The organism is Exiguobacterium sp. NPDC077395 (assembly GCF_050269125.1).
Classification (GTDB): Bacteria; Bacillota; Bacilli; order Exiguobacteriales; family Exiguobacteriaceae; genus Exiguobacterium; species Exiguobacterium aestuarii_A.
The window spans coordinates 1,974,715-1,993,440 of sequence record NZ_JBNNHU010000001.1 but is presented as its reverse complement, the minus strand read 5'-3'; the positions used below and the strand labels follow the sequence as shown (position 1 = coordinate 1,993,440).

General features: G+C 49.0%; 12 protein-coding genes. 10 read left to right on the top strand and 2 right to left on the bottom strand.

Going from position 1 to position 18,726, the window contains the following annotated elements:
* The first annotated feature begins 24 nt into the window (after positions 1–24).
* The 5 genes from ACQKD4_RS10170 (at position 25) to ACQKD4_RS10150 (ending at position 6,345) form a co-directional block, all read left to right on the top strand.
* Complete coding sequence (locus tag ACQKD4_RS10170) at positions 25–687, top strand: response regulator transcription factor (protein ID WP_015880954.1); 663 nt, start codon at positions 25–27, stop codon at positions 685–687.
* Positions 687–2,054: a HAMP domain-containing sensor histidine kinase gene (locus tag ACQKD4_RS10165; protein ID WP_427373223.1), complete on the top strand. Its 1,368-nt coding sequence runs from the start codon at positions 687–689 to the stop codon at positions 2,052–2,054. Before ACQKD4_RS10170 ends, ACQKD4_RS10165 begins: the two co-directional genes overlap by 1 nt.
* Positions 2,055–2,181: 127 nt before the next feature.
* Positions 2,182–2,652 (top strand): competence protein ComK, encoded by a 471-nt coding sequence (locus tag ACQKD4_RS10160; RefSeq protein WP_214875202.1) that lies wholly within the window; start codon positions 2,182–2,184, stop codon positions 2,650–2,652.
* 86 nt (positions 2,653–2,738) lie between these two features.
* Positions 2,739–5,807, top strand: a complete 3,069-nt coding sequence (locus ACQKD4_RS10155; RefSeq protein WP_427373222.1) for an efflux RND transporter permease subunit — start codon at positions 2,739–2,741, stop codon at positions 5,805–5,807.
* A 127-nt stretch (positions 5,808–5,934) separates the two neighbouring features.
* Positions 5,935–6,345, top strand: a complete 411-nt coding sequence (locus ACQKD4_RS10150) for a hypothetical protein (protein WP_214696166.1) — start codon at positions 5,935–5,937, stop codon at positions 6,343–6,345.
* Positions 6,346–6,377: 32 nt separating this feature from the next.
* Here the strand turns inward: ACQKD4_RS10150 and ACQKD4_RS10145 are convergent, their stop codons facing one another.
* Both ACQKD4_RS10145 and ACQKD4_RS10140 read right to left on the bottom strand, forming a co-directional pair.
* Positions 6,378–6,767, bottom strand: coding sequence for a hypothetical protein (locus ACQKD4_RS10145; RefSeq protein WP_214761089.1), 390 nt, complete (start codon positions 6,765–6,767; stop codon positions 6,378–6,380).
* 55 nt (positions 6,768–6,822) lie between these two features.
* Positions 6,823–7,209, bottom strand: a complete 387-nt coding sequence (locus tag ACQKD4_RS10140; RefSeq protein WP_251125659.1) for a truncated hemoglobin — start codon at positions 7,207–7,209, stop codon at positions 6,823–6,825.
* A 153-nt stretch (positions 7,210–7,362) separates the two neighbouring features.
* On the opposite strand from ACQKD4_RS10140, the gene addB reads away from it, so the two are divergent.
* The 5 genes from addB to ACQKD4_RS10115 all read left to right on the top strand — a co-directional run bounded on the left by addB (position 7,363) and on the right by ACQKD4_RS10115 (position 18,631).
* Positions 7,363–10,800, top strand: a complete 3,438-nt coding sequence (gene addB / locus ACQKD4_RS10135) for a helicase-exonuclease AddAB subunit AddB (RefSeq protein WP_427373220.1) — start codon at positions 7,363–7,365, stop codon at positions 10,798–10,800.
* Entirely contained in the window at positions 10,778–14,395 is a 3,618-nt protein-coding gene (gene addA, locus ACQKD4_RS10130; protein ID WP_427373219.1) for a helicase-exonuclease AddAB subunit AddA, read from the top strand. Before addB ends, addA begins: the two co-directional genes overlap by 23 nt.
* Before the next feature lie 168 nt (positions 14,396–14,563).
* Positions 14,564–15,046 carry a MarR family winged helix-turn-helix transcriptional regulator gene (locus ACQKD4_RS10125; protein WP_214696154.1) on the top strand — a complete coding sequence of 161 codons (483 nt, stop codon included), beginning with the start codon at positions 14,564–14,566 and terminating at the stop codon, positions 15,044–15,046.
* Positions 15,039–16,763, top strand: coding sequence for an ABC transporter ATP-binding protein (locus ACQKD4_RS10120; protein WP_427373218.1), 1,725 nt, complete (start codon positions 15,039–15,041; stop codon positions 16,761–16,763). Before ACQKD4_RS10125 ends, ACQKD4_RS10120 begins: the two co-directional genes overlap by 8 nt.
* Positions 16,760–18,631 carry an ABC transporter ATP-binding protein gene (locus ACQKD4_RS10115; RefSeq protein ID WP_427373217.1) on the top strand — a complete coding sequence of 624 codons (1,872 nt, stop codon included), beginning with the start codon at positions 16,760–16,762 and terminating at the stop codon, positions 18,629–18,631. Before ACQKD4_RS10120 ends, ACQKD4_RS10115 begins: the two co-directional genes overlap by 4 nt.
* Positions 18,632–18,726 lie beyond the last annotated feature (95 nt).

The following is an 18,726-nucleotide window of genomic DNA, read 5'->3' as shown; positions in this document are numbered from 1 at the left end:
AAAAAACGTGTTGAGGTGACTTGAATGTATACAATCTACTTAGTCGACGATGAAGCAAACTTGAATAAAATGCTCGTCACGTATCTAGAACAGGAAGGATACAACGTTCGCTCATTCGCGGACGGGACATCCGCGCAAGAAGCGATCCCGGATCAGCCAGACTTATGGGTGCTTGACATCATGCTGCCGGACTTGGATGGTTTTCAATTGCTGAAACAAATCAAGGCCGTCAATGCCAATACACCGACCATCTTCATTTCAGCCCGAGACGAGGACATCGACAAAATCATTGGTCTTGAGATGGGATCGGATGATTACATTGCGAAGCCATTTCTCCCGAGAGAACTTGTCATTCGCGTCAAAAAACTGATTGATCGTGTCTACGGATCGAAGTCGAATGAACATATCGAGTACGGAGAGTATACAATCTATCCGGACAAACGACTCATCAAACACGGGGATGAAGAGATTGATTTGACTTCGAAAGAATTCGACTTACTCCTTCTCTTCCTCGAACATCCGGGTTCGGCTTTATCGCGTGAACAGATTCTTGAAGGAGTTTGGGGGAACGATTATTTCGGTTCGGACCGAGTCGTCGATGATTTGGTGCGCCGCGTTCGTAAGAAATTGCACCGTCTCGAGCTCGAAACGCTTTACGGTATCGGCTACCGTCTCGTCAGACCATGATGAACGCCATCAAGCCGAAGCGTCTCATGTGGAAGATTTGGGTGCTCATCCTTCTCATCATCGTGACCCTTGCGCTCATGATTTTGATCACGGTCCGCTCTTCTATTACCCAGTTCATCGATGAACAAGTATATGAGACGTTACGAGATGTAGACTATTATTTGGGAAATACGAACGAGTTGGAGAATTATCCGCAAAATCCGATCGAGTATGATCGACGTCAGCAAGAGTCGCGTTCGGTCAATCAATTGATTTTTCTTCCGAACGGACGAATCATCTACGGATCGGCACCGCTCGAATTGACGAATCGCATGTATCAGGAGGCGTTGAACCAAAGTGGGCAAGTCGAGCGATATCAGACGACGATTGACGGGGAAGACGTCTATTACATCATTCGTCAAAATGAATATGATGGTACGATCGTCTATCAAGCATCCTACGCTTGGGATGCGTACCGTCGTGAATTAGTCTCGACGTTGTATTTGCGCATTTCAATTCTGATCGGTGTCATCAGTCTCTTATCACTCATCCCGGCACTGCTCATGTCTCGCCAGTTGACGAAACCGATCGTCGAGATGGAACGTGCGGTCGAGAAAATTTCGAATCGCCAATGGGAGACGGCTCTTCCGCTAGATCGACAAGATGAACTTGGACAATTGGCCCATTCAATCGATGCGATGCGCAAGGAATTGAAGGAGCAGGATCTCGCTCAACAAGCGTTACTCCAAAACATCTCACATGATTTGAAAACGCCAATTATGGTCATCCGTGGATATGCCCAGTCGATCGGGGACGGGATCTATCCGACGGGAGACTTGAAAGGGTCTTCTGAAGTTATTGACGAAGAAGCATCTCGACTTGAAAAGAAAGTTGTCGACTTGCTGTATGTGACGAAGCTCGAATATTTCAAAGGACAAGAAATGAAACTTGAACCAATCAATCTGGATAAATTGATGGAACTCCTTGTCGCGCGCTTTAAACTGAGAGGACAGCTTGATTGGGAAATCAATGGAGAAGGCGGAGAGATGCTCGGGGACGGGGAACAGATTCGGGTCGCATTTGAGAACGCTCTCGACAATGCGCTTCGTTATGCGGAGACACGCATTCGCATTGACTTAAACCGAGATGAGTCTGGCGTGGAAATCATCATCTTTAATGATGGGCCACCCGTTGACGAGAGCCTTGATTTATTCCATCAGTTCTCTCGTGGCAAACAAGGAAAGTTCGGACTCGGGTTATTTATCGTCCAACGGATTGTGACACTTCACACAGGGGAAGTTTCCCTTCGAAATACAGGAGACGGAACTGCGGTGAGATTTTATTTTCCGCGACTCAAACCGAATCATGCTTTAAAATCTAACGCTTGATTTTGAAAACCAGCCAGGAAACGGCTGGTTTTTTTATGGGAAATGTCAAAAAGTCGATTTGCGGGGCGTGCAGAATCCTGGTATGAATGACATGTAAGTCATTACATACGTTATGGGGGATGAAAAGATGAGTAGATTGACCAATGAAACGAGAGCTTTAATTCCTGTATTTAACGAGTTTGGCGAAGCGGAGACGCTCGTGTATCAACCGGAAGGCGTGATGCGAGTGAAAGGGTCACCCATCGACCTATTAGAACATGCATGTTTGTACTATGGATCGAGCATTCAAGGTAGAATCGAGGCTGCGCGTCACGTTCTGGGTCCACATCGGAAAACACCTGTTGTGATGGATTGGCACGCTGACGCGGTCTTCTTTCCGACGATTGCAAAGGAGAGCCCAGACTGTGCGTGGATCAATTTTCAGCACGTGACAGCCATCAAAAAAGACGGAAATCAGACACTCATTCAGTTTTTGACAGGTGAATCCGTCAAGGTTCACGTATCCGACCATACGGTGGCAAGGCAAAAACAACGGTCAATCGAATTATCATACGCTTTTCAAAAACGTTTCCATGGCAGCACATTGCAACACGCTTAAGGATTGAATTCAATACGAAACCCCTCTATGATGAAGAAGAGATATCATATGTGTATTTGCACATCTTCCGAAAGTGAGGGGTTTTTATGTTTTTTGAAAAAATGATTGAGCGAGGGAAACTGGTCATCGTGTTTCTTCTCGTCGCAATCGTCGTAGGTGTGCTGACGTTCTTCCAGCTCCCTAAACGTGAGATTCCTGAAACGGGAATCAACATCGTACTCGTTCAAACACCATATCCTGGTGCGACTGCCGAAACGGTTGAACGTAGTGTGACCGGCGTGTTAGAAGAAGAACTACGTAGTCTAGAAGGAGTAGAGAACGTGACGTCGATTTCGGCTTCAGAGTTCTCAAACATTACGGTCGAGTATGCAGATGGGACTGACCAGGCAGAGTTTCAGGCGAACGTACGCCAAGCTTTGTCTGACGCGACACCAAAGCTACCAGAAAACGCACTTGCACCGACAGTCAATGACTCGCTCGGTCAATTACCGGTTGCCTCATACTTATTGACGGCAGATGATCGTGAATCATTCGAGGATGTTCGTGCAGACATCGAGGAATTAGAATCGAACCTTCTGCGAACAGATGGTGTGACAGGGGTCACCGTCAAAGGTCTACCGGAGCAAGAGTATGTCGTCTCACTCGACTCCGAAGAACTCAGTGCACGGCAGCTCGCCTTCCCTGACGTGTTGACAGCAATTAACGAAGAGTATAAGACGACACCACTCGGTCGCCAATCGACCGATGAAGGCATCTATCAACTGGCGATCGACAACTTGACGAATGTGAACGACATGGAGCAAGTCATTGTCGGTTCGTTCAATGGAGAACCAGTCTTGTTAGAAGATGTCGGAACGGTTGAAGAGACGGCGAAAAGTGAGACGGACCTCGTTTCATTAGACGGAAAACCAGCCGTTTCCATCACTGTACCGATTGAGTCAGGTTTAGATATCCCAACGATGCAAGACCGTGTCAACGAGGTAGTGGAAGACGGTCTTGGAGATTTGGACGGTTTTGAGCTTGTTCCGTATTATGAACAGGCGAAGGCTGTCGATGCAATCTTCTCGTCACTGACGCGTGAATTCATTATCGCGATCATCGCCGTCATCGCCGTGACAACGATTGGTCTCACGTTCTCTGGGTCAATCATCGTCAGTTTGGCGATTCCGCTGTCATTCTTGATCGCGTTGATCCCATTACAATTCACCGGGGTCGACTTGAACCAGATTTCGATTATTGGAGCAATCATCGCCTTGGGGATTTTGGTCGATGACGCGATCGTCGTCAACGACAACATTTTACGACGGTACCGTAGTGGTGATTCCGCGATGCTCGGAGCAGTGCGGGGAACGAAAGAAGTATGGGGCTCGATTGTCACGTCGACACTCGCGGTCGTCTTCGCCTTCCTTCCGCTCACGTTGCTATCTGGAGCGAACGGAAACTTCATCCGTGCCTTGCCGACGGTGCTCGCGCTCTCTGTTTTGGCCTCGATGGTCATCAGTTTGACGCTCGTCCCGATCGCGCAGTATCGCTTGAACCGAAAAGAAGTGAAAGTATCGAAGCGTGAACCGGGTTGGCTCGGCGGACCGCTCAATCGTCTCAGTAACTTCTATGCCGACCGTCTGTTACCGAGTGTCGCGAAACGTCCTTGGACGTTCGGGATTGTCGGTTTCGTCATCACGACAGCGTTATATGGCTTGATTCTTCTCACGCCGTTTGAGTTCTTCCCGGCGGCGAACCGTCCGGAAGTCGTGACAAGTGTGACGTTACCAGTACAGACGGATTTAGAAGAGACAGAAGCACGTCTTGAAGAAATCGAAGCAAGATTCCAGGAAGAAGAAGGGGTCGTTGAAACATCGATCTTTGCAGGTGGTGGACTTCCTGGTCTATTCACGGGTGGACTCGATCAGTCCGGTGAGAACACAGGGCAAGTCGTCGTCCGTGTCGATAATGAATCAATCGATGCCATCGAGTTGATTGATCAATACACGAATGAGTTGCGTGAAGCATATCCTGATGCAGAAATCTTCTTAGATACGCAACAACAAGGACCACCGGCATCGGCTCCTGTCGAATTCACGATGCGTAGCGAAACGATTGATCAACTCGTCGCTGCACGGGATCAAGTGAAGGCCGACTTGGAAGAAATCGATGGTGCCATCGTCCTCGATAACATCAAAGAGCCGTTCCAAACGCTCACATACGAGCTAAATCGTGAGGAGATGGCCCAAGCGGGTGTCACAGCGAAAGCCATCAGTGATCAAATCCGACTCGTCACAGACGGGATTCCAATCGGCACGTTCGATGACGGTGTGGAACAGCGTGACGTGAAGATTGTCATCGATGCGGAAGCGAACCGTGAGGCACTTGCGCTTGATGACATTTTAATCCCGGTCGAAACGGAAGCCGGTCCACCGGTTGCACCGCTTAGCACGTTCGTGACAGAAACGACGACTGAGCAAATTCAACAAATTCCTCGCGAGAACGGGGAACGTTCGGTCACACTCCAAATTTATGCGAGTGAAGGCATGGATGAAGATGCGTTCAAGCAAGATGTCGAGCAAGTGTTGGATGACGCGAAGTCTGGATTAGAAGATGAAGGAATCACGTTTGACCAGTCCGGAGCGAGTGATACGCAGAACGAGTTCTTCTTAGAGCTTGCGACATTGTTCGTCGTCGTCTTGTTCCTGATTTACTTGATCATCGCGTTCCAGTTCAACTCATTGTCATTACCACTTCTCGTGTTGTTCACAATCTATCTCGCGATTGCTGGAGCGGTCGTCGGGTTGTTCGTGACACAGACGCCGTTCAGTTTCATGGCATCGATGGGGATGGTATCGCTTGCGGGAATCGTCGTCCGGAACGCAGTCGTCCTGTTCGAGTTTATCGAACAGCGCATTCGTGAAGGCTTACCGGTCACGACCGCCGTGTACGAAGCTGGACGTGCTCGGATTCGTCCGATTCTCTTGACAGCACTTACTGCAGTCGTTGCCCTCCTACCGGTCGCACTTGGAGAAGACCCGCTCTTCAAACCGCTTGCGATTGGTATTGTATCGGGTATTCTATTCTCGACTGTGTTGACTCTCGTGCTTGTTCCGGCATACTACCTGATTTTGGCGAAACGCCGTCACAAGGACAAACCGTTTACAGAATGATTCAGCTTGAAGATGTGATGCCGTATGGTGTCACATCTTTTTTTGAACCATTTGTCACATGTTTTGGGTGATGTTGTATGGGTATAATTAGAAGAGAGGTTTTGAACAGTATGGGAGGGAATTGAAAATGAACGATTCATATACTTGGCTTAATCGCCGTAAAGTACGACCCGCATACAGTGTGACGGGGAGCCGTTCTTGGTCGAGTGAGCGTGTCGTTCGACCGGACCGCGCACGTGGGAAGATGGTACGCGACGTGAAACGTGTACGTCGTCCATATGTGGACGAGCATGGGAACCGTCGCTGGACGACAGGGCGTGTCGTCGTCACGGATGCGTCACGTAAGGCACGGGCGCATGGACACGGTGATACAGCCGTACAGTTAGAGTTCTCGACACCAACACCGTATGAGCGTGTGAAAGAGATGATTCCGACGAAACGTGTGCTCGTTCCGGTTGTCGCTGGACTTGCCGTTGTCGGTGGGATTGCTGGTGTTGCATATGCACTCCGTAAAAAGAAACGAAATAAAAAGAACTAATAAAAAAATCGCCGAAAAAATCGGCGATTTTTTTATTTGAAGCGTTCAGCGAGGATGCGCTCGAGTTCACGTTGCCCGAGTTCACGCATTTCTGCCTCATTTTCTTCGTCGTATGCATCGTCCGTGAAGCGTCCGACAAATTCGACTTTGCCGTTTCCAAGTTCACGGAACACTAAGTTTTTGCGATCGTTGTAAAAGACGACACGGTACTCACGACCATTTTCATGATCGTAGTTGAAGACGCCTTTGATGTGATCCATGTTCTTCTCTTCCGGTTGATCCTCATCATCGTCCTCATCTTCTTCTGCTTCAGCAGCTTCGTTAGCTTCATCAAGCGCGTCGGCGAGGACTACCGTTTCTTCTTTTTCTTCTGTCTCTTCTTCTTCAGATGAGACGACTTCTTTTTTTTCTTCTTCTGTCATGTGAAACGACCTCCTTTACTTACTTTCCTATCATACCCACTTTTTATAGTTGTGACTACTCAAAATGATGCGAGCAAACGCGGACGACATTCGAAGAGGACATGATCAAGCGCTGGAAGAGCTGACGTTTGATCGATTCTGGCGCATCGACTGTCTTGAGCGCTTGCTCCATGCATCCGAGCCAATGTCCGGCATGTGTCTCAGAAATCGGATGTTCATGATGAATCATCGCTAAATTTCCACCACCGCGACGTTCCGAATACAACTTCGGACCACCGAGCAATTGGGTCAAAAATTCGAATTGGTGTTGCTTCACCCGCTCTTTGTCTTCCGGAAACAGCGGAAGTAGAATTGGGTCGGCATAGACGAGGTCATAAAACGCGTCAACGAGTTGTTGAACGCCGCTTTCGCCTCCAAATTGTTCATAGGCACTCACATTCATTCCCCCTCATACGTTCAGTCTAATCGATTTCGACTAAAAATGGGAATGATGCAAGCTGTGACTTTTTTGACTAGGGTAGAGAGGAGGTTTCCCTCTACAAATAAGAGCAGATGGTTCATAATGAAAGAAAAAAGGGAAGGAGTGTTCGCTAAAATGACAGTAACCTTTCACGTTGGTCGATCGGGAACGGGGAAAAGTGAACGGATGATCGAACAGGTCATTCAAGAACTGAAACAAAATCCGAGCGGACCAACGATTTATATGATCGTGCCGGACCAAATGTCGTTTGAAATGGAAAAGAAGATGGCGACAGTGGACGACCTACGCGGCTCGACAAGAATCCAAGTACTATCGATGCGCCGTCTTGCATTTTTGATGATGCGGGATGCGGGAGTGGCAACCGACCAATTTTTAGATCAGACGGGGACACATCTGTTGTTGCGGAGAGTCGTCGAGATGAGCGAGGAACGATTGACCTTGTTCCGTCGAACGATGAACCAGTTCGGATTTTATGAAGAGTTGAACCAACTGATTTCGATGTTGAAGCGAGGGCTTGTCGAACCTGAACATCTGTTGCGGTTGAGTGAACAAGCGCAACACCGTGCCTTGAAGTTACAGGACCTCTCCATCATCTATGAAGGATTTTTAAAGGTGACAGAAGGGAAGTCGCTGCATGCGGAAGATTACTTCAACGTCCTGTTGCAATTGTTGCCCGAGACGGATTTGACGGGAGTCCGTGTTTACGTGGACGGATTTAATGAGTTCTCGGAGCAGGAATTAGCCGTCCTCGTCGGTCTTGCGGAAAAAGTCGACGTCGATGTGTTGCTGACGCTTGACCCTTCATCGATGTATCGCCCTGATCCATTGTTTGGACCGACACAACGGACGCTCATGCGCTTCAAAGAACTTTTGTCGGAACGACAACTTCCATCGGTCGACAAACCGTATGACTCCATCTATCGCTACACACATCCGAGCCTTCGCTATTTAGAGGCGACATTTGACCAGATGACGGCAGAGCCGTATACAGGGGCAGAGAACCACGTTGATTTACATGCTGCCGTCGACCGAACTGTCGAGGTGGAGGCGGCTGTTCGAGAAGTCATTCGACTCACCCGTGAAGAAGGATATCGTTACCGAGATATCGCGCTCATTTCACGTTCACTCGAAGAGTATGGCGATTTGGCATCGCAGGCGTTACAAAAGATGGGACTTCCTTACTTCCTAGATGAACGGCAACCGATGCTTGACCATCCGCTCGTCGAATTGTTGAAAGCAACCATCGACATCGCCTTGCGTAGCTATCGGGAGGAGGCGGTCTTCCGCGCATTGAAGACGGAACTCGTCGTCCTCGACCCGACACATCGACGCACGTCAGTTGACCGTCTCGAAGCATTCGTCATTGAGCGCGGGATCAAACACTACCACTGGCACGATGCATGGCAATTGCGTCGTCGTACAGGTGAAGAAGCGCGACTGACGAGTGAAGAGCTAGACGTCGAAGCGGAGTTGAATCGATACCGGGAACGCGTCATCGAAACGTTCGATCCGTTGTTAGCGGATTTGAAGCAGGCGAAGACGATGCAAGCCTATACGCATGCCATGTATGCCTTTTTGGAGCGGATTGGTGTATCGGACTGTCTGACGCATTGGCGTGACGAGGCGATTGAAGAAGCGCAGTTGCTCGAAGCGCGTGAGCATACCCAAGTGTGGGACGCGGTCTTGCATCTACTCGAACAATTGGAAGCGGCAGCTCCGGAAGAGACGTTGTCGACGGAACTGTTTCTCCAGATGATGGACACTGGGCTAGACAGTCTACGTTATGCGCTCATCCCACCTTCACTCGATCAGTTGACGGTAACGGACTATGTCCGTGGTCGATTGATTGATAAAAAAGTGGTGTTCTTGCTCGGGGCAAATGAAGATCAAATCCCTCTCGTCACGACACAGTCTAAACTGTTGACCGATCACGACTTGGACTTCATGCATGAGAACGGACTGCGTGCCGGGAAAGCGACCGAGCACTTGTTTGATGATGAAACGTATTACTTATATAAAGCAGTGACGGCACCGAGTGAGCGTCTCTATATTAGCTACGCCCTCGTCGACAGAACCGGCAAGGCGGTTCAACCGGCACGTTTTATTGCTGATTTGAAGGTGCGTCTCCACAAAAACATCATCAAGACACACTTTGCTGAAGCAGGAGAGCACCGACCACGTGACCAGTTCGCCTTTTTGACGAACGTGAACCAGACGGCAGCGGTCACGGCTCTTGAACTGCAACGATTGAGTCGTCATTATCCGATTCAAGATATGTGGTTCGCCGTCTATAACGAACTGTTAAAACATCCGGACGGCCGTGAACGTTTGCAGTTGTTGACGAGCGCCCTGTTCTATCAAAATATCCCGAAATCACTAGACGACGATGTGGCTAAATCTCTTTATACACCGTCGATTCGGGCGAGTGTCTCGCGACTTGAGACGTTCCAAGCATGTCCGTTCAAACATTTTGCCAGTTATGGCTTACGTCTGAAAGAACGCCGATTGTATCGACTCGAGGCACCGGATATCGGAAACTTGTATCACCGGACGATTGAACATATGTCACAAACGGTGAAGATGGACGGAAAAGAATGGCGAGATGTGGCACCTGATGAATGTGTGAACTTAGCGGAACAGGCAGTAGAACTCGTGACGCCTGAAATCCAACACGCCATTCTGATGAGTTCAAATCGTTACGCCTATTTAAAGAAAAAATTGACGGACGTCGTCAGCAAGACGGCAGAAGTATTGATTGAACAGTCGAAACGGGACGGATTTGACCCGAAAGCGTTTGAACTCGCATTCGGGAGTGGGCAGTTCCCACCTGTCTCATTCACGTTATCAAATGGGGCCACGTGTGAGCTCATTGGCCGAATCGACCGTGTCGACACGGCGATGGTCCACGATCAGCTGTACGTTCGTATCGTCGATTATAAGTCGAGCAAGCGTGAAGTCGACTTCGCGGAAATTTATTATGGTCTTGCCATGCAGATGCTCATCTACTTGAAAGTACTGATTGAACAGGCGGAGGTATGGACGAAAGAGAACGTAGCGCCGGCTGCGGCACTGTATTTCCACGTTCATCGCCCACTCGTCCCACCTGCTGGTTCTGAGGAAGAGACGCGACAGAAAGTTTTGGAGTCTTATCAGATGCAGGGGTTGTTGGTCGACGATCCGGAGATTTTGGAGATGATGGACCGCTCTGCGAAAGGATCTTCGAAAAAATCGATTGTCATCCCCGTCAAATATAAAAAAGATGGCACACCTGATTCGAATACGTTGAAGAAGATTGTCACACCTCCTCAACTCGAACAATTGATGGACCATGCGTTTGACGTCGTCAAATCGAGTGCAGAAGAGATGTATGAAGGAAAGATTGACGTCGAGCCGTACGAATATAAAGAGCGTCGACCGTGTCAGACGTGTCCGTACCAGAGTGTCTGCCATTTTGACGAGGCGCTTGCGAATGAACCACGCAAATTGAAAAAGTTAGAGAAAGAAGATGTATTTCAGGAGTTAGGAGGGGATGACCGTGAAATGGACGAATGATCAGTTCGCCGCAATTGAAGCGAGGGGAAGTCACGTACTTGTCTCGGCTGCGGCCGGGTCGGGGAAGACGGCAGTTCTCGTTGAGCGGTTGTCTAGCCGATTGCTGGACGAAACGGATGCGTTGACGGCGGACCGTATGCTCGTCGTCACGTTTACGAACGCGGCAGCTGCAGAAATGAAGCGACGCATCGCAAAGGCGCTCGAAGAGGCGTTGCGCGACGACCCGACGAATGAGTACGTCCGAAAACAGCGACAAATGTTGAACCGGGCTCTCATTACGACCATCCACTCGTTCTGTTTAGAAGTGATTCGCGAGAATTACTATTTGTTAGACCTCGACCCGGCATTCAAGATTGCGGAAGAACGCGATCTCGTGCTCTTACAAGATGATGTGTTAGAAGAGGTGCTTGAAGAGGAGTACGGGAAGCAGGATACGGACTTTTTCGCCCTCGTCGATGCCTATACGTCAGACCGTGGCGATAGTGAAATCGAAGACTTGATTCTCGGTCTGTATCACTATGCTCGTACGCTCCCGGACCCGGATGCCTATTTAGACAAACTCATTTCGATGTATTCGTTTGGCGATGACCCGGATCAAGAAGCCATCCTCATCGAGTTCGGTCACATGCTGTGGCAAGACATTGAAAAAGCGGTGCGTGACCTTCGGAAGCTCGAGGCGGAACTTCGGGTTGCAGGCTATGAACCGCAGTCGGAAAACATTCGTCAGGCGATTTTCCCGTTTGAACAGTTAGAAGGGGAAGAGATTGTCTGGAGTGAACTTGAAACGGCCGCACGTGCTATGAAGTTTGGGACGATGAAAGCCGTCCCTAAAAAAGAAGAGCATCAAATTTATCATGAGGTGCTCAAACCGGCGTACGATCAAGCGAAGAAGAAGTTGACGGCAGCTGTCGAACGGGCACGTGTCAGTGGGGCGGATCTATTAGAGAGCGTCGCGATGCAACAACCTCTCGTCAAGACGCTCGTCCGAACGGTCCGCGCGTTCGGAACAGCGTATGAGCAAGCGAAACGTGACCGAGCCTTCGTCGACTTTAGCGACTTGGAACATTATGCGCTCGCCATCTTGAGGCAGGAGGATGGACCGTCTGATGTCGCGGCTCTATACAAGGAACGTTTCGTCGAGGTACTAGTCGATGAATATCAAGATACGAACGAAATTCAAGAGACAATCATCAACCTGGTCGCAAATGAACGGGAAGAGATTGGGAACCTGTTCATGGTTGGAGACATCAAGCAGTCGATTTATCGATTCCGTCATGCGGAGCCGGGTCTCTTCATCGATAAGGCGACGCGTTTCAAACAGGCGGACACGGGAAAACGAATTGATCTCTCTCAAAACTTCCGAAGTCGGGCAGAGGTGCTTCATGGCATCAATGACTTGTTCGTCCAGCTCATGGACGAAGAGGTCGGAGAAATCGCTTATGATGAGGCCGCTCAGCTCGTCCCGGGTCGTGAATATGAACCGATTCCAGCGAATCCTGAATTCATGATCGTCGACGGCACAAGTCGTGAATTATCGAAACAGGAAGTCGAGGGACGAGCGATCGCAACCCGAATCCTAGAATTAGTATCTGGGGAAGAACCGTTCAAAGTGACGGATGAAGTGACGGGCCAACTAAGAAACTGTGAGTACCGGGACATCGTGATTCTCGTCCGTTCGAAAAAAGGGCGGGTTGAACAGTTGATGGACATTTTGACACAGTATAACATTCCGGCTTATACGGATTCAGATGGCGGCTATTTTCAAGCGACAGAGATTCGAATGATTCTTGCTCTCTTGAAAGTGATTGATAATCCCCTACAGGACATCCCACTCGCCGGTGCGCTCCGTTCCCCGATGTTCCGATTTGATGATGGGGAATTGGCACGAATCCGACTCGAATCCGAAGATTCTTTCTTTGAAGCCTTGAAAGCAAAAGCGGATGATGATGACGAGCTTGGCGTGAAGTGTGGAGATTTTCTCGATCGTCTTTCCCTCTGGCGTACGTATGCACGCAACCATAGCTTATCCGAATTGATTCAACAGCTGTTTAACGACACCGGGTTTTATGACTTCTCGGGTGGATTGCCTGGTGGGAAAGGGCGCCAGGAAAATTTAAAAGCACTTTATGACCGTGCCCTCTCTTATGAGCGAAGCGGCTATCGTGGACTGTATCGCTTTTTACGTGTCATGGACCGTTTACAAGATACAGGGGAAGATTTATCCGAGGCGCGTTCTCTCGGCGATGAGGAGAACGTTGTTCGCATCATGACCGTTCATAAATCGAAAGGCCTCGAGTTCCCGGTGACGATTGTCGCCCAGCTCGGGAAACAGTTCAATACACTCGACCAGAAACAGCGCGTCATTTTCCATAAGCAATATGGGATTTCGCTCGATGCGATTGATGTCGTGACACGCACGAAATCAGAAACGTTCGTGAAAGAGATGATCCGACGAGATTTGGACGCGACGATGAAAGCCGAAGAGATGCGTGTCCTCTATGTCGCATTGACACGGGCAAAAGAGAAACTCATTCTCGTTGGTACGGTTGGAGATTCAGCCAAGCAGCTCCAACAATGGCTACAGGTCGGGCAATCTGGGGAACTGTTAGCGAGTGAGGCGAGACGAGAGGCGAAAACGTACTTGGATTGGATTGCCCCGGCTCTCTTACGTTTGCCAAGTGCCACAACATTTATCGAGTCGTTCGGCTTCACGGTACCCGCTTCATTTTATGAATCGACTTCGTGGACGTACCGTTTGATTGGAGAAGACGATCTTGCAGAGATTGCGACACTTCAAGAAATGATGGCACAACTCCACCATGTGCAACGGTTTGAAGCGATTGATTTCCCTATTCAAAATGAGGATGAGACGATTCGTGCCGTCCACAAAGCGTTAACTTATACCTATCCAGCTCAGGATGCTGTACGTACAGCGGCGAAACAGACGGTGACGGAATTAAAACGGGCGATGCAACTGGAACAAGCTGCCTTCGAAGACCCGGTTCGCCCGATCGATACACCTTATCGGGAACCGAAATGGCGTCAAGTGAAACAGACCGGTGCCGAACGAGGGACCACGTTACATTTGATTTTCCAAATGGCTGACCCGAATCACCCGATTGTCGACCAAATCGACAAATGGGAGCAGCAAGGAATGCTCAGTCCGGTCGAGGCTGAGACGGCGCGTCTTGCCATTCCTGACGTCGAAGCATTTTTCCAGACCGACGTCGGGCAGGCGCTCGCTGGCGCGCTTGAGCGCGGCACGGCGTGGCGAGAGCTTCCGTTCACCTATACCGTACCGGCTGAACGAGTCAACCCGGATGGACAGTTTACGGATGAGGATGTCTTGATTCAAGGGATTATCGACTGTCTGTATTTCGACGGAACATCGTATGTCCTGTTGGATTATAAATCAGATGCCGTTGTCTATTTGTCTGAATCTCGTGAAGATGCACACGAGCGACTCCGTGAGCGATACACGATTCAGTTGCAGCTGTACCGAGAGGCCATTGAGACGATTTGGGAGGTTCGCGTCGAACAGACGCTCATTTACTCACTTGATTTACAAGAAATCGTCACGGTGACAACTTCATAGAAGTTACACGTTGAGCGATGTCAGCTACATGACATCGCTCTTTTTGCTATGTGCATCTTCACATTCTAAATCGTTGACAAGTGAGCTATGGAGGAGTAATTTATTTTATATAAGTAATTGTTCCATATAGAACAATCCGAAACGGAACGATAAAAGGAGTGAACAAATATGACCGAGATGAGCGCAACAAGAGCGCGGGAGATGATGCAATCGTTTTGGCGTGTCCAGCGTGTGTTGATTCGACTCATGCATCAGACAGCACAACAAAACGACCTTACTTTGCCACAGCTTCACGGACTGATGATGTTGAATGAACAAGGGGCGATCACTCAAAAAGAATTGGTTCGCCGCACAAGGATGCCGAAGAGCACGTTGAGTCAATCATTGGATGGACTTGTGGAAAGAGGGCTCATTCGTCGAGACATCAACCCGGACAATCGGCGCGAAGTAGTATTGACGATTGATCAATCCGGCAAGCGATTGATTGAGGAGATTGAACAGCAAGAGGAAGGAACCGAACAACAGTTGAATCAAATCCTCGCTCGCTTAGATGAAGGGACATATCGCCATATGATTGAAGCGCATCAACAGATTGCAGATGGGTTGAACGAAGGGTTCACTGATTGTGAAGGAGGATGTCGTCATGATTAAGTTGTTAAAACGTTTGATTACTTATAAATGGGCCGTTCTCATGGTCTTGTTATTTGTGTTCGCGCAGTCGTTGGCAGATTTATTCTTACCGACACTAATGGCGGATATCATCGACAACGGGGTCGTGACAGGAGACACGGGCTACATTTGGCAAATGGGCGGCATCATGCTTGGTGTGACCGGGCTTGGGGCACTCGCAGCGGTCGTGGCAAGTTTTTATTCGTCGAAAGCGGCGATGGGATTCGGGCGTGATTTACGAAGACGTGTGTTTAACCATGTCGAGCGTTTCTCACTAGAAGAGTTCGATCGTGTCGGCACAGCCTCGCTCATCACACGGACGACGAACGACATCACGCAAGTCCAGCAAGTCATCATTATGATGCTTCGGATGGTCGTCAGTGCACCGATCATGTTCGTTGGTGGTTTGATTATGGCGACGTCAAAAGATGCAACGTTGTCCCTTGTCATCGTTGCCGCCATGCCTGTTCTCGTCATCTCGATCTTCCTCATTTTCTGGAAAGCGATGCCGCTCTTCAAGAAAGTGCAAAAACGATTGGACCGCTTGAATCTCGTCTTACGAGAAAATTTGACGGGTATTCGTGTCATTCGGGCCTTCAATCGTGAAAAAGAAGAGCAAGTTCGTTTGACGGAGGCGAATGAACGATTGACGGACGTCTCGATTAAAGTCAACCAAATCATGGCGTTCCTCATGCCGGTCATGATGCTCGTCATGAACTTGACCGTCGTCGGCGTCATCTGGTTCGGAGGCATCCGAATCGATAACGGGGCGATGCAAATAGGGGATTTGATGGCGTTCATTCAATATGTCATGCAAATCATGTTTGCGCTCGTCATGGCTTCTGTCATGTTCATCATGATTCCGCGAGCATCTGTATCTGCGAATCGCATCAATGAAGTGCTCGAGATGACTCCTTCACTCGTCGATGACGGAACGAAGACGACCGATGTGGAGCACGGGACACTCGTGTTTGATGATGTCACGTTCTTTTACCCAGGTGCCGAAGAGCCGGCATTATCACATGTCAGTTTTTCAGCAAACCCAGGAGAAATCACAGCGGTGATTGGTGGAACGGGGTCTGGTAAATCGACGCTCGTCAACTTGATCCCACGTTTTTATGATGTGACGTCTGGCGAAATTCGCGTGAACGGGGTCGATGTTCAAGCCGTACCGCAAGAGGAACTCCGTTCGAAAATCGGATTCGTTCCGCAAAAGGCGTTACTGTTCACCGGTACGATTGCTGAGAACATTCGATATGGAAAAGCCGATGCGACGATCGAAGAAGTCGAACATGCCGCATCCATCGCACAGGCGAGCAACTTTATCGAGAAAATGCCAGAGCAATATGAATCTGTGATTGAGCAAGGCGGGTCGAACGTATCGGGTGGACAGAAGCAACGTCTATCCATCGCACGGGCACTCGTTCGAAAACCAGATCTATATGTATTCGACGACAGCTTTTCGGCACTCGATTTCAAGACAGATGCCGCGTTACGTAAGGCGTTGAAAGAGGAAACGAAAGATGCGACCGTATTGATTGTCGCGCAACGGGTGAGTACGATCATGGATGCCGATCGCATCATCGTACTTGAAGAAGGAAGTGTGGCCGGGATTGGTACACATGACGAATTGTTTGCGACGAATGCGGTTTATCAGGAAATCGTGAAGTCGCAATTGTCTGAGGAGGAAATCGCATGAGTGAGAAACAAACGACAACGCGACAAACTCATGGTGGGCATGGTGGTCCAGGAGGTCCTGGCGGTGGAAATATGATGATGATGGGTGAGAAACCGAAGGCGTTCAAAGTCACGTTCCGTCGTCTGCTTGCCTATCTGAAACCACGACGCAACACATTGATTGCGGTCTTTGTCGCGGCGATTCTGAGTACGGTCTTTATGATTGCCGGTCCTAAGATCATGGGAATTGCCATTACGGAACTCTTTGAAGGCGCCTATGCGAAATTCACGGGTGTACCAGGCGCGGAGATCGATTTCACGAGAATCGGGCAAATCTTGTCGTTACTCGCAGGACTTTACGTCATCAGCAGTCTATTCAACTACGTGCAACAGTATTTAATGTCAGGCGTTGCGCAAAAGACGGTCTATGATTTGCGAGAAGACGTCAATAAAAAATTGGAACGATTGCCACTCAAATATTACGATGGTCGTTCGAATGGAGAGACGTTGAGCCGAGTGACGAACGATATCGATTTGATTGGGAGCACGCTTCAACAAAGTGTGACGTCATTTATTACCTCGATCGTCACGATTGTCGGGATTTTGATTATGATGCTGTCCATCAGTCCGCTGTTGACGGTCATCTCTCTCGTGTCTTTACCACTCACGATTTTTGCGATTCGTCCGATTTTAAAACGGTCACAACAATATTTTTCCGATCAACAACGCCATCTCGGACGATTGAACGGTCACGTGGAAGAAATGTATACGGGGCACGCAGTCGTCAAAGCGTTCGGTCGTGAAGAGACAGCTGTCCGTGAGTTTGATGAGGTGAATGAAGAACTTTATGATGCCGGACGCAAGGCGCAATTTATCTCTGGGATCATCATGCCGATGACGATGTTCATCGGGAACATCAGTTACGTGTTGATCAGTGTCGTCGGTGGGATTTTAGTCACACAACGAAGCATCTCGATCGGGGATATTCAGGCGTTTATCACGTATACGCGACAGTTCACCCAACCGATTACGCAAACAGCGAACATCGCGAACATCGTCCAGTCGACGGTCGCTGCGGCAGAACGTGTTTTCGAGTTGTTAGACGAAGAGGAAGAAGTAAAAGAAGTAACGACTTATCGCTTGGAGCGAGCTGAAGGGAATGTCGCATTCCGTCACGTCGACTTTGGATATGGAGAGAGTTTACTCATTCAAGATATGAACCTTGATGTGAAGACGGGACAAACCGTAGCCATCGTCGGTCCGACCGGTGCCGGGAAAACGACATTGATTAATCTGCTTATGCGTTTCTATGAGTTGAACGGCGGAGAGATATTAATCGATGGGAAAGACTCTCGTAAAATGTCGAGACAAGATTTGCGTCATACGTTCGGGATGGTCTTACAGGATACGTGGCTCTTTAACGGGACAATCCGTGACAACATCGCTTACGGAAAAACCGGGGCGACAGAAGATGAAATTGTCAACGCGGCGAAGACAGCACATGCGGACTCGTTCATCCGGACGTTGCCAGACGGATATGACACCGTCTTAAATGAAGAAGCGAACAACATTTCGCAAGGTCAAAAACAATTACTGACAATCGCGCGAGCGGTTCTCGCCAATCCGCCAATTATGATTTTGGACGAAGCGACATCGAGTGTAGATACACGCACCGAGATTTTGATTCAACAGGCGATGAAGCGGTTGATGAATGGGCGAACGAGTTTTGTCATTGCACACCGTTTATCGACCATCAAGGATGCGGATCTCATCTTAGTGATGGACCAAGGTCGCGTCATCGAACAAGGCACACACGAATCACTGCTCGAAGCAGGTGGATTTTATGAAGATTTATATAATAGTCAGTTCGCTGAAAAAGAAGTTGTATAAGAAGAATACAGGTTTTGCGCTCCAGTGATTAGGCAAAAGACGTACGAAGATGAGTTTCGTACGTCTTTTTATTTTGTGTAACAATTACAAATCCG